The organism is Ruegeria sp. YTSC199 (genome assembly GCF_059609725.1).
In genome coordinates, this window is sequence record NZ_JBXWMF010000009.1 from 1 (window position 1) to 16,813 (window position 16,813).

General features: G+C 54.6%; 13 protein-coding genes. 6 read left to right on the plus strand and 7 right to left on the minus strand.

The features are described 5' to 3' along the window. Positions 1 to 327, minus strand: a 327-nt coding sequence (locus tag AC2FEE_RS10400; RefSeq protein WP_496864967.1) for a GntR family transcriptional regulator, incomplete at its 3' end; no start/stop codon positions are given. 159 nt (positions 328 to 486) lie between these two features. Between AC2FEE_RS10400 and AC2FEE_RS10405 the strand changes: the two genes are divergently transcribed. From AC2FEE_RS10405 to AC2FEE_RS10425, 5 genes are all read left to right on the plus strand, one after another. Further along, positions 487 to 1,569, plus strand: coding sequence for a quaternary amine ABC transporter ATP-binding protein (locus AC2FEE_RS10405; protein WP_496864969.1), 1,083 nt, complete (start codon positions 487 to 489; stop codon positions 1,567 to 1,569). Positions 1,570 to 1,578: 9 nt separating this feature from the next. Continuing rightward, positions 1,579 to 2,550, plus strand: coding sequence for an ABC transporter permease (locus AC2FEE_RS10410; protein ID WP_496864971.1), 972 nt, complete (start codon positions 1,579 to 1,581; stop codon positions 2,548 to 2,550). 20 nt (positions 2,551 to 2,570) lie between these two features. Next, positions 2,571 to 3,563 carry a glycine betaine/L-proline ABC transporter substrate-binding protein ProX gene (proX, locus tag AC2FEE_RS10415; protein WP_496864973.1) on the plus strand — a complete coding sequence of 331 codons (993 nt, stop codon included), beginning with the start codon at positions 2,571 to 2,573 and terminating at the stop codon, positions 3,561 to 3,563. A gap of 73 nt (positions 3,564 to 3,636) precedes the next feature. Continuing rightward, positions 3,637 to 4,587: a GlxA family transcriptional regulator gene (locus tag AC2FEE_RS10420; RefSeq protein ID WP_496864975.1), complete on the plus strand. Its 951-nt coding sequence runs from the start codon at positions 3,637 to 3,639 to the stop codon at positions 4,585 to 4,587. Positions 4,588 to 4,820: 233 nt separating this feature from the next. Next, positions 4,821 to 6,704 (plus strand): DEAD/DEAH box helicase, encoded by a 1,884-nt coding sequence (locus AC2FEE_RS10425; protein WP_496864977.1) that lies wholly within the window; start codon positions 4,821 to 4,823, stop codon positions 6,702 to 6,704. Between the two features lie 362 nt (positions 6,705 to 7,066). On the opposite strand, the gene AC2FEE_RS10430 is transcribed toward AC2FEE_RS10425, so the two are convergent. Continuing rightward, positions 7,067 to 7,342 carry a transposase gene (locus AC2FEE_RS10430; RefSeq protein WP_496865200.1) on the minus strand — a complete coding sequence of 92 codons (276 nt, stop codon included), beginning with the start codon at positions 7,340 to 7,342 and terminating at the stop codon, positions 7,067 to 7,069. A gap of 339 nt (positions 7,343 to 7,681) precedes the next feature. On the opposite strand from AC2FEE_RS10430, the gene AC2FEE_RS10435 reads away from it, so the two are divergent. After that, positions 7,682 to 7,879, plus strand: a complete 198-nt coding sequence (locus tag AC2FEE_RS10435) for a recombinase family protein (RefSeq protein WP_496865201.1) — start codon at positions 7,682 to 7,684, stop codon at positions 7,877 to 7,879. 695 nt (positions 7,880 to 8,574) lie between these two features. On the opposite strand, the gene AC2FEE_RS10440 is transcribed toward AC2FEE_RS10435, so the two are convergent. The 5 genes from AC2FEE_RS10440 to AC2FEE_RS10460 all read right to left on the minus strand — a co-directional run bounded on the left by AC2FEE_RS10440 (position 8,575) and on the right by AC2FEE_RS10460 (position 15,641). Beyond that, positions 8,575 to 10,032, minus strand: coding sequence for a hypothetical protein (locus AC2FEE_RS10440; RefSeq protein WP_496864979.1), 1,458 nt, complete (start codon positions 10,030 to 10,032; stop codon positions 8,575 to 8,577). A gap of 10 nt (positions 10,033 to 10,042) precedes the next feature. Further along, entirely contained in the window at positions 10,043 to 11,089 is a 1,047-nt protein-coding gene (locus AC2FEE_RS10445) for a caspase family protein (protein ID WP_496864981.1), read from the minus strand. Between the two features lie 14 nt (positions 11,090 to 11,103). Further along, entirely contained in the window at positions 11,104 to 13,353 is a 2,250-nt protein-coding gene (locus AC2FEE_RS10450; RefSeq protein ID WP_496864983.1) for a GDSL-type esterase/lipase family protein, read from the minus strand. A 9-nt stretch (positions 13,354 to 13,362) separates the two neighbouring features. After that, positions 13,363 to 14,169 (minus strand): hypothetical protein, encoded by an 807-nt coding sequence (locus tag AC2FEE_RS10455; RefSeq protein ID WP_496864985.1) that lies wholly within the window; start codon positions 14,167 to 14,169, stop codon positions 13,363 to 13,365. Between the two features lie 452 nt (positions 14,170 to 14,621). After that, positions 14,622 to 15,641 carry a hypothetical protein gene (locus AC2FEE_RS10460; protein ID WP_496864986.1) on the minus strand — a complete coding sequence of 340 codons (1,020 nt, stop codon included), beginning with the start codon at positions 15,639 to 15,641 and terminating at the stop codon, positions 14,622 to 14,624. Positions 15,642 to 16,813 lie beyond the last annotated feature (1,172 nt).

The following is a 16,813-nucleotide window of genomic DNA, read 5'->3' on the forward strand; positions in this document are numbered from 1 at the left end:
CTTGAGCGCTCCAACCTGAACACACGTCGCATTCTTCGCCGCCAACTGCAAAACAGCACCATAAATCATCGGGGCCGCCAGAAAGAAATCCCGCAGGGTCACATGTGACATCTCGCTGACCCGCGCGCCCCGGTTCTCTCGCAGATCGACATAGCCCTGACCTGCCAACTGACGTAAAACTTCGCGCAATGGCGTGCGCGAAAGCTCAAACTCCTCTGAGAGTTTCGACTCGTCCAAGTCCGCGCCCGGGCGCAACTCAAGCGTCATGACGGCCGTTTTCAGGTAGTCGAATAGCTCTGTCTTTTTGCGCTTGGACGCATCCTTCATTCCAATCTCCATCGTTGCTTCTGAGCCAGTCAGGTCAAGATGACGCTGTTATTCAAGCTGAGCAACCATATTGCGCAGAATGTGTTACAAGAAAATACAAATTGTGTACACATTGAAAATATGCTGTATGCATGAAATGTTTCTGGAGGGGAGAGTTTGGTGACGAAACAATCGGAAGAGGCCGTGATCGATTGCCGCAACTTGTGGAAGATCTTTGGGCGCCGCGCCAATGAGGCGATGAAAGCCGTTCAGCAACAAGGGCTTGGAAAGCTGGAAGTTCGAGATCGCTTTGATTGCGTTGTCGGCGTTCAAGATGCGACCTTTACAGTTGGGCGTGGTGAAATCTTCTGCATCATGGGGTTGTCGGGTTCGGGTAAATCGACCCTGATTCGCCATGTGAATCGGTTGATCGAACCCACATCGGGCCAATTGTTCATCGAAGGACAGGACGTCAACAGACTGTCCGCACGGGATCTGCGAGAAGTGAGGGCCGAGAAGATCGGCATGGTGTTCCAAAACATGGCGCTGATGCCTCATCGCACCGTGCTGGACAATGTTTCCTTCAGTCAGGAGGTGCGGGGCCACGACCTGAAAGAGCGTCGCGAAAACGCGATGCGCGCGATTGACGCGGTGGACTTGAATGGTTGGGATCAAAAATACCCTGATGAACTCTCTGGCGGGATGCAGCAGCGCGTAGGTCTGGCCCGGGCAATTGCAGCCGACCCCTCGATCCTGCTGATGGATGAGCCGTTCTCGGCTCTCGACCCTCTGATCCGCCGTCAGTTGCAGGACAAGTTCATGTCCCTGTCCGCTGAGATGAAGAAGACCACGCTGTTCATCACCCACGATCTGGACGAAGCGATCCGCATCGGGGACCGCATCGCCATCATGAAAGATGGTTCGCTTGTACAGGTCGGTACGCCCGAGGATATCGTCACCAATCCCGTTGACGATTATGTGGCCGACTTTGTGGCCGGCATCTCGAAGCTCGAACTGATTTCCGCAGGAAAGATCATGGAGCCGGTGGAAGCGTTCGAACAACGCCGCGGACCATTTGATCCCGAGGCTTGGCCCGTAGCCCATCCGGATCATTCCCTTGACGATCTCGTCAACCTGTCCATTTCGACCCAGCACCCGGTTGTGGTCAAGGCGGACGGCAAAGCGGTTGGGATCGTCACCAAGAATGCCCTGTTGCGTGGCATTCAGGGTGATGTCGACGACCCGGCAACAATGAAACACTGAGAGGGCACCATGGCAGAAAAAGAATTCAGTATCCTCGATCCTTTCTCGTCAGTGGATCTTGGTATCGCCGAAAGCGCGGATGGCGTCAAAGGTTGGGCCATCGCCAACAGGGGTATCATTCAGCCCTTCAAAAACGCCTTCAACGAAATGATCGTCGGTATCGACACGGCTTTGAACGCAGTTCCGCCGCTGATCATGCTGATTATCATCACGCTGATCGCATGGCAGACGGCAGGGCGGCGCACGGCCATTCTTGTTGCGATCGCGATGACCGTGCTGGGCTTTTTGTCGCCCAATGCGTGGGGCCTAGCAATGACCACGCTGGCAATCGTCGTGTCAGCGGTAATCCTGTGTTTCTTCATAGGTCTTCCGCTGGGCATCCTTGCTGGAAAGAACGACCGTTTCGAAGCGGCCATTCGCCCCATTCTGGACACCATGCAAACCATCCCGGCCTTTGTGTATCTGGTACCGGTGGTCATGTTGATCGGCATCGGCAACGTCTCGGGTGTGGTGGTGACCATCATCTTTGCCTTGCCGCCCCTAATCCGCCTGACCTCGTTGGGTATCCGGGGTGTGAACCCGTCGGTGGTCGAAGCCGCCCAGGCTTTTGGCGCCAATCCGAAGCAAGTTCTGTTCAAGGTTGAGCTGCCCTTGGCCACCCCGACCATTTTGGCAGGGGTAAACCAGACCATCATGCTGTCGCTGTCGATGGTTGTGATCGCTTCGATGATTTCGGTCAAAGGACTTGGCAACGAAGTGCTGCGGGCCATGGGCAGACTGGATGCCGGCAAGGCCTTGGTTGGTGGTCTTGGGATCGTGATCCTGGCCATTGTTCTGGACCGGATCACGCAAGGCATGGGCCAGTCGGGTCGCGAGCGCGGACATCGCCACTGGTATGAGGGCGGCCCCGTCGGCGCCGTCATGCGCCTGATCAGGAAACCTCAACCCGACGAAACACCTGAACCACAGAAAACGCACTAAACAACACTGAGGATCCCAAAATGTTCATCAAGTCCACATTGGCTGCTTTTGCTGCCACAACCGTCCTGAGCACGGCTGCCTTTGGCGACGGTCATCTGCCCGGCGAAGGCGTCACCGTGCGTCCGATCATCCAGCCGATCACCGAAGAGCTGTTCCAGCACCGCATCCTGTTCAAGGCTCTGACTGATCTGGGCTACGATGTCGCGGAACCGGAAGAGGTTCAAGCGCAGACGCTGCACCTGGCCCTGGGAACTGGCGACGCGGATTTCACTGCGGTCCACTGGAATGGTCTACACGACACGTTCTTCCAGGAATCCGGTGGCGATGAGGTCTTGGAAAAGGTTGGCACCCTGATCGATGGCGCGTTGCAGGGCTATTTGGTCAATAAATCCGTCTACGACGCTGGTGTGCAAAACCTTGGAGATCTGGCCGATCCCGAGAAAGCTGCGCTGTTCGATGCCGACGGCGACGGCAAGGCTGATCTGGCAGGTTGCGTTCCCGGCTGGGGTTGTGAACGCGTGATCGAGCATCAACTCGACGAGTTCGGGCTGCGCGACACGGTGAACCATAACCAGGGCGAGTATAACGCGATCATCGCCGACACGATTGCACGCAACGAAGGCGGCGAAAACGTACTGTATTATACCTGGACCCCGTACTGGGTGTCGGGCGTTCTGATACCGGGCGAAAACGTCGAGTTTCTGGCTGTGCCTTATTCTTCGCTGCCCGATGGCGCGACAGCCGAAACCACCTTTGACGGCAAGGACCTGGGTTTTGCCGTCGACAGCATCCGCGTTGTGGCGACCGATGATTTCCTGGCAGCCAACCCTGCAGCGGCGAAGCTGTTCGAGCTTGCCAAAATTGACATCAACGATATTTCGGCGCAGAACAAGATGATCGCGGACGGCGAAGACAGCTCGGATGACATCGACCGCCATGTCGATGAGTGGATCGCGGCAAACAAAGCTGCGTATGACAGCTGGCTGGAGGCTGCCCGCGGCGCTGCGCACTAGCCCTAGGGAATAACCCTGCTATTTCAACTGCGCGGTTCGTTCCGCGCAGTTTGCTTTTAAACCGATGGCCACCATGTCCAATCCACAGCACTTTGTTTTTCTGCTCATCGAAGAGTTTTCGCACCTGGCGTTTTCCTGTGCGATTGAACCTCTTCGCATAGCAAACCTTGTGCAGGGTGAAGAGCTGTATAAATGGTCGATTCTGTCGGAAGACGGGGAAACCGTCACCTGTTCGAATGGCACCAAAACGGTAGTGGATGGCGGTTTGACCAATATTCCCAAATGTGATCGGTTGTTCGTTCTGTCAGGCATAAACATGCAGGCACATGCGTCGCGTTCACTGCTGGCCGCACTTAGGCGCGAGCGTGCCGGGGGCACTCAGATCGGCGCGTTGTGTTCTGGTGCCTGGCTACTGGCAGAGGCAGGTTTTCTGGACGGTACTGATGCGGCAATTCACTGGGAGTATCACGACAGCTTCATGGAGGCCTTTCCCGAGGTCAATCTGGTGCGCAGCGTGTTTACCGTCGATAGCAAATTCGTAACTGCATCCGGCGGCACGGCCACAGCGGATCTGATGCTGTTTCTGATTGAACAGGATCACGGCCATGATCTGTCAGTCGCAGTGTCCGACCAGATGGTCTATAACGCCGTTCGTAATGCCACGGCAGAACAGCGTGTTTCGATCCAGTCTCGAAATGGAATGCGAAACGCCCATTTGGCCAAAGCGATCCAGATTATGGAAAAGTCCATCGAGGCACCGGTTTCGCCGTCCAAGATAGCGACCGAAATTGGGATATCGACACGTCAGCTGGAACGTTTGTTTGGAAAGTACCTGAATGCGTCCCCCAAAAAGTACTTTATGGAGATGCGACTGGACCGAGCACGTAAGCTGCTATTGCAGACAGAAGCCTCGGTTACGGAAGTTGCGTTTGCCTGCGGTTTCGAAAACCCTGGCCATTTCGCGCGGGTGTACCGCGCCCATTTTGGGATTACCCCCCATTTGCAGAAGAACAAGATCGGATGAATTGCGATCTTATCGAAAAAACAGCCAGCTAGCAGAGTTGCCGGGTACAAATCGACTACTCCGGCTTCGTATTGCCACAGGCCGCATCGCGTGCGTGTCGAAGCCGAAAGCGCAGCGGACACGCATATTCCACCCTATACATCCGGTTGTTCTCTCGGTAAGAGCAGCGCTTCGATTATGATCCGTGTGTTGGGCGCTCTGAGGGTGACAGCATCACCCAGGAAAGCCGAACCATGAAACAGACTCTCGCAGATGCGCTGAAGCGCAAAGGATATGACACACTGACCCCTGTCCAAGAGGCCGTGACCGCGCCAGAGTTGCAGGGCCGGGACATGTTGGTTTCGGCGCAGACCGGATCGGGGAAAACCATCGGGTTCGGCCTGGCCGTTGCGCCGACCATTCTGGGCGACGCGCAGGTCTTCGATACCGCGGGAGCGCCTTTGGCACTGGTCATCGCGCCGACGCGTGAGCTTGCCATGCAGGTCAAACGCGAATTGGGATGGCTTTACGCCGATGCGGGGGCTTTCATTGCCTCATGTGTAGGTGGCATGGATATGCGCGATGAACGCCGGGCGTTGTCCCGAGGGGCGCATATCGTTGTCGCGACACCTGGGCGATTGCGCGATCATATCATGCGTGGCTCGATCGATCTGACGGCCGTGCGCGCGGTGGTTCTGGACGAAGCCGACGAAATGCTCGACCTCGGGTTTCGCGAGGACTTGGAGTTCATTCTCGAGCAAACTCCGACGGATCGTCAGACGCTGTTGTTCTCTGCCACGGTTCCCCGAGCGATTGTCAGTCTTGCCACCGGGTATCAACGCGATGCCGAGCGTGTCAGCACCGTCAGCGAACGAACCCAACACGCTGATATTGAATACCGGGCGATGAGCGTAGCGCCGCGCGATGATGAAAACGCAATCATCAACGTGTTGCGGTTCTACGAGGCGCCGAACGCCATCGTTTTTTGCAACACTCGTGCCATGGTCGCTCGCCTGACGGCCCGCCTGTCGAACCGTGGGTTTTCGGTTGTGGCGCTGTCCGGTGAGCTGACTCAAAGCGAACGGTCCAACGCCTTGCAAGCCATGCGCGACGGGCGTGCCCGCGTCTGTGTGGCCACTGATGTTGCCGCGCGCGGGATTGACCTCCCGAACCTGGGTCTGGTGGTCCATGCCGAGTTGCCCAATAGCCATGAAACTCTTCTGCACCGCTCGGGCCGAACCGGACGCGCCGGACGCAAAGGGGTCAGTGCCCTGATCGTTCCTCCGTCTTCGTTCAAAAAGGCCCAGCGTCTGCTGAAATTCGCCAAACTGACGGCCGAATGGGGGTCCGCACCTTCGGCGGACGAGGTCAACGCACAGGACTTGCAGCGGATGTTCAGCTCGGAGGACTGGGTGTCAGATGTAACAGCGACCGAGCGCGCTTCCGTCGATGAAATGGTGGCAAGGTTCTCGCCGGAACAACTCGCCGCTGCATACGTCCGCGAATATCAGCGACAGCATTCCGCACCGGAAGAGTTGAGCGACGTCAAGGAAGCCGGGCCTAAGCCGAACGTGCCCTTTGGTCCCAGTGTATGGTTTTCACTGTCAGAAGGGCGCAACAAAAACGCTTATCCGCGTTACCTTCTTCCCATGATCTGCAAGGCGGGGAACATCACCAAATCCGATGTCGGTGCGATCCGTATCGCTGATGACGTGACCTACATCGAAATTCGCGAAAGCAGTGTTACGGGCTTTTTGGACGCGATCGGGCCCGAAATGAAGATCGAGGGTACAAAAGACATAGTGCGGCTGGACACAGGGCCTGATTTTTCTGGTCCTGCAAAAACAGGCCCCAAGCGGGGTGCCAAGGGCAAAAAAAGCCCGGAAAAGAGTGAGCGAAAATTGCCCCTCCTCGTCGAGCCGCAGCCTGCCAAGGCGCAAAAGAAGTCAGTTTCCAAACCCTCCGACAAGGCGAAGGCTGACGCCAAGCCTAAACGCGACCGCGATGGCGGTCTTGGCAAGAAACCAGACCGCCGCCCGAAAGGCCCACCGCCGCCTAAGGGTAAGCCAAACAGCAAGAAAAACCGTGCACGCGTTGCTGCAAAGGGTGGCAATGCTGTGCCAAGGCGTTCGAAATAAGCGAAACATTTACCAAAGTTCAATGGACCATGCTCTGCGACACTGTTTTCGGAACGCTGTTTCAAAAGAGAAGAGTTTTCCAAACAAAGCGGCTGATCTGGTCAAAACAACTATGCCGAGCATAGTCAGTGTTTGCTTCACTGGCAGATACGACGCTTCCTACGTACAATGATCTCAAGCTTCTCTGAGGCTGCCCTCTCATCGCTGCAGGTAGCGACTGCCGGGTTACAGGTATCTCATTCGCCGTCGTCCCCATCTATTCCCTGGCAGGCGAACGCAGAACATACTGCCGAGAGGACCCGATCATGCTTTTTTGAGAAAACGGTCTCAAGCGTCAGCTCGGCAACGACCTCCTTCTGCGCCTACGCCTCTGACTTCAACTCCTTGACGTCAGGGGCCGTTGTCTGCCGGGCTGTGTCACCCATCAGACGGTTCTTTCCAGCTTTGTGGAACGCCTTCGGCCACGAACAATACATGCTCTCGACAACACCCTCGCGGCGGCACAGCGCGGCAATGCTCTCTTCGCCCCGCAGAGCTGCCGGGACAATCTTGATCTTCTCTTCGGCAGAGAAATGGCTTGCGGGTTTTGCGTTTGATGCCTCTGGCCAGCTTGTCAGCGACGCCTTTCGATGTTCCAGATTTCTGTTCGTCTTCGCTCCTTATAGGCTTAGGTGAACCAAAAAATCCTCCGTTGCTCAAACCCCTAAATCTGCCCGACAAGCGCTGAAGTCAGACAGAAAATCGACGAAAAAAGCTCTGCTCGGTTCGTTCGTGCTATAATGCTTGAAGGCCACGCCGCTAAAAAATTCCGGCAGTCTTTTCTTACACTATTCAGAAGTTTGTGGTGAGTAATCCAGCTGGCCGAGATCAGAACGACGACAGGCGCAGCTTGCTATATCATCCTCTTGCATCGAAGCAGCGGCGTGAGACAGGGTCCAACTGAAGTGAATATCACTTTGCTCGCGCAGGTTTGTCACATGCAAATCGGTTACGCCGGGGTCTCAGGCCCGGGACAATCCTTCGATCGTCAAGTTGGAGCGCTAATCGCTGCTGGTGTCGACAGAATTAACCGAGAGAAGGTTTCAGGAAAAGCCGTCAAAGGGAGACCGCAGTTTGAGCGGGCTTTAGACGCACTCGGAAACGGTGACACCTTTGTGATTGCTGAGTGGGATTGAGCAACCAGATCCATGATTGAAGGTATCAACAAATACTCAACGAAAAGCTGATTGTCGTGCGTTCTCAAAAGTCTTGGATTAACCATGGCTCGACTTATCCACTCCAATTGAAAAGGGTACCCTAATTATTTTCCACGCTCGCAGAAGGCGAACTCAAATGCACAACCCGACGCGATAACAAGGGTCGCGCAGTAGCAGCGCAGAAAGGAGTGAGATTGGGTCGTAAGTCAAAGCTAACAGATCATCAGCAACGGCTTGTGTGAGAACACTTGGCAAACGGTGAAAGCTGTCGGGCTATCGCTTTGGATTTTGGCGTCGCACAAACGACGATTTCCAGGTTGCGCTGAAACTGAAAGGGCCGTTAAGAGCCCCGGCTTTGCTATTCAACAGTTATGTCGGGTATTTTTCACGCTCCATCTGGAATTCAATTAACGGATATTCCGAAGAAACGGTCATTCGCTGCACGGGTAAAGGCAATCGTTTTTGGACTCGTATGAAGACTATTACCGGTAAGTCTGTTGGGTCCTTGGCCAAAACTATACTTCCACCTGTCAGGTCGAATGTACTTCTTACAGTGCAAACTCGAATATGAGTGAAACTAACCTTGACGCGCTCATTCACTGGCTGGAATCGAACCGTTAAATATGAACCATAAGGATCAACCTACGCTCGGGCTCTGTTCGCTTCATTGGTTGCTAAAGGATCATTTTGATCACTGAGCGTGGGACCTCAAATCGATTAGTGCATTCTAGAATAAACTGATCACGAACCGCGGGATCTGCGTTGCGACTCCGCAGTCCCTTTGCAGCTTCATCATACCGCTCGCGTTCTGCCGCCGCATCTAAAATGGAGCGGACGAGTTCAATTTCACGGAGCATGATGCGGTCTCCACCGTATTGCGGTGTTCGCCAGACAAAAAACGGTTGCGATTGTGATCTAAGTACTGTTCGCCGCCATAGGCTTGGAGGGACCAAGTTAGGTTCTTGGGCGGATTTTGCGAGCAGCTGCGACCAGCTACGCGAAAGCATGGGTGGAAAACGCAAAGGCTTTGTGCCGGCGTTAACTCCACGTAGTGCCACGATATCGGGATGCTGATCGCCGAAGATCCTTTCGGTATTTTCTAACACTTCTTGAAACAGTGCTTCATCGAACTCCACCGGTCGCGCGATACTCGCTGCACTACGTTTTTCCTTCAAGAGCAACAGCAGATGAGCACCGTAAAGACCCAACATCGGATTTTCGAATTTTCCGCTTACGAATTTCAGCAGCTCGCTCGTTGCAGTTGATCTTTCGTCGGCCAGTGCAAATCTTGCTGCGTCGGTCAGTCTTGCGCTTTCATCATGCATAGACAGGCTCCCACGCGTGATATGGATGGAAACATCGACCAGCCGCTTTTTTGCTCCTTTTTCTATTTCTGTCGTGTCATCCACCGGCGGTTCGTAAAGTGCAAAAACATGTGTTCGCCAACCAGGCAGTATCGTAACAGTTTGCTCCGTCTTTCCGTCGCCATCAGACAAGCCCAGCGTGTAAGTTCCAGGTTCGGCATGTAAAGTGACGCCCGAGAACCTGTCTTGCGAAAGGTCGCCTGAGAACCAAGTTGCCTCCGGAGCGATATGTGGCCCTGCATCCGTTGGCCTTGTCTGGTTTCCGACTTCATCGGACTGGCCAAGGGAAAGCAAGCGCACACCACCGCCAGTTCCAAGAGTTGCCCCTTTTGCCGGGTTTTCAAGGTTCTTGGGTCCAATGTCCCGCCACGGTGTCCACCATCGTGCCATAAAGACGAAAGACCCATCATAAGCCGGTTGAGGCCCGCGACCCAGTTGCATCGCGCCGGCTGGCGCTGCAGGACCTTCGGTCTGCGCAGGTGGGATCGCCTGTTCTACGGCAGCCATATGCGATTCATGGGTGCGGTTTGTGCTGGCGAGCGGAGCAGCGGATCCGAATTCAATCTTCGGAACGTGGATTTCAGTGTTGTCACGCAACACGACTACACGTTGCCACTCGCGCCGACCTGACACGGCTCGGATCTTATAGATGCCGGGTGTGAGGTCCTGTTCCAAGTGCCGGGCACCGCGTCCACGCAACGCGAAATCTGCTGCAACCACAAAGATCTCTGTAGTTTCGTCTTCAGCACGTACCGTCAGTTTTGGCATCACCAACCACCTATTGCCTGAGGTCTATCTGGGTTTCTGCACCTGTGTATTCGAACGCACCTTCCCAGCCGCCATTTTCAGAAAGTACATAAAATCCAGGCGCGAGCTTCAGCGCAACGCGTCCCGTCACAGCGTTCACCTGACCAAGTTTTTTGAAAGCCGCGTTTTCCAGCGTAAACGAGGCATTCGACACCTGGGCGGGAACGATAACACTTACGTTTCCCTGAAAAACTGGCGGGTTTTCAACAAGAGTGACAGTGTCAAACGGACCGAAGTCGGGTTCGGTGGAAACCAGCGGGTGCTGGCGTTGAGCGTCTGTCATGAGTTTCTGCATGGTCGCGATCAGATAGTCTCGCAAACTTTCGCTTGTGATGACGCGATTACCCTGGTCGTCAACTACTGCGGCTGCACCAGCGAGCGCCAGTTTCAAGGCATATGAAAAAGCGCCATGCGCCTGCCCGTTTGCCATTGTGCTTTCGACAGCACGCCCCGCGAACCGCGCCGCGTAGGCCCCGATTGCCTTCGTGTTCTGACCATTCGGGCGAATTTCGCGTCTCCAATGCACAGGTGCCGGAGAGGCAAGCCTGCCCTGATCCATACACGCATCGCAAAACAGAATGCATTCTTTGAAATGCGCTGCATCCATAAACCAATTGAAGTAATCGGTGACAAAGAGGTTTGTCAGATTGTCCGGGGTCGCGTCTGCAAGATAAAGCCCGCCTTCGGTCCGTCTCCTGCCATAGCCATGACCGCTGACGTAGATATATAGCCGCCGTTTTTTGGGTGGCTTTTTCGCGAGGTCTATCAAAGCGTCAAGCTCGTCGGTTAAGTGCGCTTCGACCGGACCAATTGGGCCGCCATCGGGAAACTCGTCTGATGTCACGGAAAAAATGTTTGCGTCGGGCACGTCACCCCCACTCGGAGCCTTCAGCCATTCTACGAACTCTTCCGCGTCATTGACCGGGCCATGAAGGTCCTGGGAACCAGACGAGGCATTTCCGCCAAAGCTTGGGTATCGCCTTATTGCGACGACCAATGCCATGTCATTTTGCGCCATCGTTCCTCAGGTCCTTAGATCGGGGGGTACGCGCGACGAATGAGTTCGCGATCTGCCGGGCTGAAATCTGTGTTGAAACCCGTTTCGAAGTCGCCAGTCGTCCATTTGTTCGGAATCGGATACATCATGATCGATTTTGGATCGATTTCCGTCAACATCAGCGTATCCGGGTCATAATGGTTCAACACGTTGCGTTTTATGGTGTCTTCGTTCCAGAAGTTTGGTGCGCCCGACAGATCGGCTTTCACCGCCTCAGCGTTCCATTCGATCCCGCCGTCGGGATTCTGGTGCTCGTGGATCAATCCCAGAGCATGGCCAAACTCGTGAAGGACAACCTCGCGAATATCCTCTTCGCTGGATTGGTCGGTCAACCAACCAAAGTTCATTGTTGGTTTGGTTTGATCTGGCTCGTTCAGGCACTCTGTTCCCAGCAATGACCATGAGCCGGCACCTTGTTGAAAAGCCACCCGGATTTCCGCATCGCCGTCTTCAACAAAATCGAACGTCAGTGCAGCCATGTCTTGTGCAACCCACTGTCGGGCAAAGTGCTCGACACGTTCTTTCAGATGGCTTGAACCTTCCAGGAACCGAATTCTGATAACGGAATTGAACGGCCATTTTGCACTGTTCAACAGGGCCGCCTTTGATCCGGAAAGTGTTTCGGTATCGCCGGGCTCCGGGTTTTTCTTGAACGAGACGCAGAACCGGTCAGGGTTCTTTTTGACCGCCTGAATACCCCGTTGCGCGATATTGAGGCTTGCGTGCGCTGTCCCACTGTCATCCAGTTTTGCTGCCCACAGAGTGCAGGTCTCTTCCCAACTGGGTGCAAGAAAGCGCCTTACGATGATGGCGGCGACGGGTGCAGCCACAAAAGCCGTAAGGCCGAGCGGGCCACTGACAAGCAGTCCCGCAATCGCTGCTGCCAGTGCGCCTTGACCAATGTTGAACGCGTCGCGCAACGCTTCGCGATCCGCTTTGTCGGCGTCGTCAGAGCCGCATAGAAGCCCGTGCAATTCGCGATGTGCACGGTTTAGAATTCGGGTCCCGAGGCGCTTTAAGGTCGGATATCCCCCAGACAGGCTTGAATCCGGCACATCTGCCGTGTCACGTCCAATCCCCATCATCGCACCAGCAGGTCCGATGCGTTCAAGGGATGCCCTACGACCGATCTCTGACAACAAGATCGTTTCGTCGAAGCGATCCGCGAGGTTCAAAACTGTATCGGCAAGTTCGGTTTCCTCCGGTTCCGGCCTTCTTAAGGTGCCCATGGCGCCTAACGCGTGGGCCGGTTGTGAACCAGCGGTTACGCTTTGGATTATGGCTTCGAATTTTTGTGCCGCTTTACCAAAAGACTTTGAGTCTGGATGAAGCTCATCCTCCCATCCGTTATCCGGAATGGTGTTGCGGCAATTGACGATATGAAGTTTGCCAGACAATCCGGGTTCGCTTGCGAGCCGTGCCAAGGCATCGGCCCACCGGTCAATCAGAAGGTGTACGATCTCGCGCTGCAACCCTTTGTCCTCGATACCTCGGGACCGAAGCGGGCGACCAAGCCACCGACCGTTATCAGGGATCGCATGGTCGTATGTGTGGGTTAAAATCGGCGTTCCCGGAACCGCCGCCGCAACTCCGGCGGCAATGTTGCGCAGCTTTCTGATAACTTCGGCGAGGATGGCGTCGAAGGCTGTTGTGATATGGCCCGCTGCGTCCAGGCCGGGTGTAAATGGCCGGACGATGGTGGCAAGGTTGCCGCCACCCAATAAATCGTTGCCGCCGCCGCTCAGAAGTACCACATCCGGGCGCTCTGCAAGGACGGCGGTCACGACTTCGTTTTGCGCGACCACATCGTCCAATGTGTCTCCAGCTGCACCGAGACTTAGGATGGCGTGTTTTCTGGAAAGATGATCAATGACATCCTGCAACAGGAACGGATATTGAAACCAGCTATCCCCTTCTGATACGATCTTCAGCCCAGACCAACCGCTGGCGATTTTCGCCTGATAGGCCTGCTTTCTCCGAGCCCGCGAGATGTCGTTCAAACCTCCCAAGGCAAGGGCACCTTGTAGCGCGCTGTTTAGGCCGCTACCCGCGGTTGGCGGCAAAATGAGGGCTGGGTTCACACGCACCTTGGGCGCGAAAGGGCGGCTTGCGCCGGGGTCGAGCAGCATATAGGCCGCCAGTTCCTCGTCCGGAATGGACGTATCGAACAGCATTCTGCGGAGTTCGTCGCTCGGAAGCGGTGTTGGGTGTGTATCATCGACCATCAGTTGCTCCTACATCCAGTGTGTGGCGCGGATCATCGCCGGTATATCGTCGACAACTATGCCATCCGGCTGCGCGCCATCCTGTGGATGCCACCGCCCATTGTCGGATCCTGATTGATGCCAGTAAGATGTCTGATCGCAGTTGGTCAGACCCATCAGCGTTTCGGTTACGATCCGGCTGCCCAATTGGCCCGGATGCGCCCCCTGTGCCTGTACCTGGGCTTGCCGCAGGATGTAGAACCATAATGGCGTCTCATGCGCGAACCCTCCACCTGCCACTGCTTGACCAGTCTCTCCTGAGGCCAATTCTGCTGTGGTAAGAGGCGTGATGCCGCCATAGCTTCCGGTGTTGAATACATCAACGCAGGCCTGCGCGGAGGGAACCTTCAGGCGATGCCCACGGTGCAGATTGCGGTGGGCGTCCTTTTGTTTTGTTGTTGCCTGCCCGTCATCAAGTCCATCGCCATAAAGACTGTCCAGCCCAAGTGATCCCTTGCGCAGATTTAGCGACGAAGCTGTAACGCCCTTCCTGGAAAGCGGATCAAGGGTTTGGCTTGCCGGACGCTTCATGATCGATTGCGTGCCTTCCCTATCCGTGCTGGCCGTTATGTCATGATCAATGAATTGACCTAGATAGCTGAGAACCGGCGGAGTGGCATTGCCTGCCTGCGGCGGGTCATTTGCGGCCTCCAGCGTTGCATCATCCAGTGCATCAAGTTTGGCTAGTGTGCTGCCATCCGTCGAGCTGACGGGTGCATCTGGGAACGGATACCCAAATGGACCGCCAGGCATCGCACCACCTTGGGGCATAGCCATTGCAGCAGTGGGGACCGTACTTGAAGCTTTGGCAGTTGTCTGAGCATAAGATACAGCATCGATCCGCGCCGAAGGTGCCAGACCGGACAATTCGCCCGGCGCTGTGTCTTTCGAAAGAACTTTTTTTTGGCCATGGCCAAGTGTAAAAAGCACTTCGGGATACCTCGCGTAATTGCAAAGCCATCCGATCGCTTCAGAGAATTTATCTGAATTTAGTCATCGATATTTGCGATGAAATTTAGCTAATCGAATAGCTTCCCGTTGTAGAAAAGACCAAACTAAAATTTTTCGATCTGTGCGGACCATAGCAGAATCGGGAGCAAATAAAAAGTTTAGGCCCCATCGTTGGCAGTTTACCGTGCCGGAGCGTCAAAACATGTGCCACCAATAAAGCAGTTAAAATTAGGCTGAGGCGATTTCAGTTTAAGACAAAATTGCCTTGGAAATGGCAGTTAAACTGTAAGTGGTGTGATGCCACCGGCGAAGGATGCGAGGATGGGCGCGGTAAGTGCAAAGCCGGAGCGTAACACCTCTCCAACGCCTTCTTTCAACCCATGAGATGCCTTCCAGTCTTCGATATCAAACCCGTCCTCTGTCGTTTCGCTCTGATGGGCTTTGCGGGCAAGATCTTTGATGCGACCGTCCAATATCAAAGCAACTGGAAGATAGAAACTCAGCATTAACAAGCAAAAATAAGTTCCGGTAAACAATGCCGATGCGGTAACCAGTGAGTTATAGGCGGCCTTTCCCGTTTCATTGATCAAGGGCAGAGGCCAATACATCCAACTGGATGCAAAAAACATGCCAAATGTCAGGACAAGGCTGGACAGATACAGCTGCTGCCGCATTTGATGCATATTATTCCTCAGTTCCTCTGCGGTTTCTTCGATTTCATTACTCGGAGCAGAGGCCAGGCACAGGATCATACCAACAATCAATGCGCCCACCGCAAGCCCCGCAAAAGCATTGATAATGTCCAACACTTTTCTGAACATTGAAAACACCGGAATATCGCCACATCTGCCCAATAGCCAGAAATCGTCAGCTTGAAGGCACCCGGGCAGCGTACCGCGTGATAGCGCGGTTTCAAAAACGGCCTTGCCGACCTGATGATAGATCCGTGGAGTGGTCGACGCTGCGTATTGCTGAATCGTCGGTGCAACCGCCAGCACGAATATCACAAGTGTTGTGATGGATGCGGCTATCCTCGTTTCCTTCGACATTGGTCGCCAAAGATTGCGAACCAGCAGAGCGACGGCGAGAACTGCAAGTGCAGCAAAGAACCAGGATGCGGCAAGGAACCGAAAACGACCCACCGCTTCCAACCACGAGTTGTCATCACGCAGAATTTCGACAGGCACCTCCAAATCCGTTGCAATCAGGTGGTGTTGAATAACCTCATGTATCCCGAAAACGAAAATCGGTAATAAAACGATCGCAAAGTAACGCAGTTCTACTCGACGGTTTGACACGTCCGGCCTCTTGCGTTGCTAAAATACTTAAAGGAACTCATAGCACAGAAAGCAGTTTTCAGCATCGTTCGTTATTCCGTTCGCTAGAGATTCCTCCCGACTGAACTTTGGAGTGCAAGCAAAATACCAGGCATTTTACGTAACTGAAGAGCCGTAAGTCTTGAGCATTCCACACCCTCACTCCGCCCGGGTTAATCCGAGGCAAGCATCAGAATTCGGTCCCATTATGATCGGCTCTAGGGATCTGGTTCGATCAGTAAGCGAGAGAAAGAGGCGAGCCCTTCTTGCTGCTTTCGAGATGCATTTGATCAAGCCGACGCATATTTGGGATCGTTGGCGAAGGTCATCTGTTGTGCGCAGTGACAGATGCGGCAGGAAAACAAATACGACGCGAAAATAACGGGACTGCTCAATGATGAGCGCGTTCTGCTGGAGGTCGGAGCTCGCGCCGGCGGTGGTGACATCATTGTGGCCTACGTAGTCACATCAATACGTCACTATGAGTTTCATAATGCACACCCGTCGCGTATGCCGGGGTATCACTAGGCCCTTTACGAGCAGGCTCAGATAGAGACCGGGTTGGCCGAACTGTACCGTGGAAATGCCGAGCTACGTTTGTCTGCCGCACTTGCGCTAGGCCTCAGGCACGAAAAAATCGCCGAGTCAGGTTTATCCTGGGACTAAAGAAAAACCATGTTGCTGAGGTCCAGGGCGCTTTATTGCGATGCCATAGGCACGCTTTATGATGCGCGGCCAAGGCCAAACTTTTTGGGATCTGAACAGGCCGAGTGGGAAAACCTAGGCGAACTTGCCCGCGGAGGCGCGGTGCGTCTTTTTCAACAAACAATCTCTGATTTTGGCGAGAATAGTACCTCGCCTATTCTCAGGGAAATTCGGGGCGAGAACGCAGCAGACAGCGGTGTTTGCGTTGATCTGCTTCCCGCGCAATCAGTGGGCGTTGTAAACCAATGAAGCTGCATTCGAGAAACACTCTGAACAAACATGTGTAAGCGCTCATCGCCGCAGTCGCTTGGCGCTTGTACAGGACGTAACCATTGACGTGCGGTCAGTGTCGGCGGGCGGGTTCACCGCTTGTGATGCTTTGTTCGTATTCGATGGGCCCGCTGCGAACATCGTTCCGTTGGAATATGTCGCGACTTCGATCGGTTCAA

Bases quoted from the DNA above. Each gene is read 5' to 3' on its own strand.
- AC2FEE_RS10410 (WP_496864971.1), top strand. From the start codon at position 1,579: ATGGCAGAAAAAGAATTCAGTATCCTCGATCCTTTCTCGTCAGTGGAT.
- proX (WP_496864973.1), top strand. From the start codon at position 2,571: ATGTTCATCAAGTCCACATTGGCTGCTTTTGCTGCCACAACCGTCCTG.
- AC2FEE_RS10420 (WP_496864975.1), top strand. From the start codon at position 3,637: ATGTCCAATCCACAGCACTTTGTTTTTCTGCTCATCGAAGAGTTTTCG.
- AC2FEE_RS10425 (WP_496864977.1), top strand. From the start codon at position 4,821: ATGAAACAGACTCTCGCAGATGCGCTGAAGCGCAAAGGATATGACACA.
- AC2FEE_RS10435 (WP_496865201.1), top strand. From the start codon at position 7,682: ATGCAAATCGGTTACGCCGGGGTCTCAGGCCCGGGACAATCCTTCGAT.
- AC2FEE_RS10440 (WP_496864979.1), bottom strand. From the start codon at position 10,032: ATGCCAAAACTGACGGTACGTGCTGAAGACGAAACTACAGAGATCTTT.
- AC2FEE_RS10445 (WP_496864981.1), bottom strand. From the start codon at position 11,089: ATGGCGCAAAATGACATGGCATTGGTCGTCGCAATAAGGCGATACCCA.
- AC2FEE_RS10450 (WP_496864983.1), bottom strand. From the start codon at position 13,353: ATGGTCGATGATACACACCCAACACCGCTTCCGAGCGACGAACTCCGC.
- AC2FEE_RS10455 (WP_496864985.1), bottom strand. From the start codon at position 14,169: ATGGCTATGCCCCAAGGTGGTGCGATGCCTGGCGGTCCATTTGGGTAT.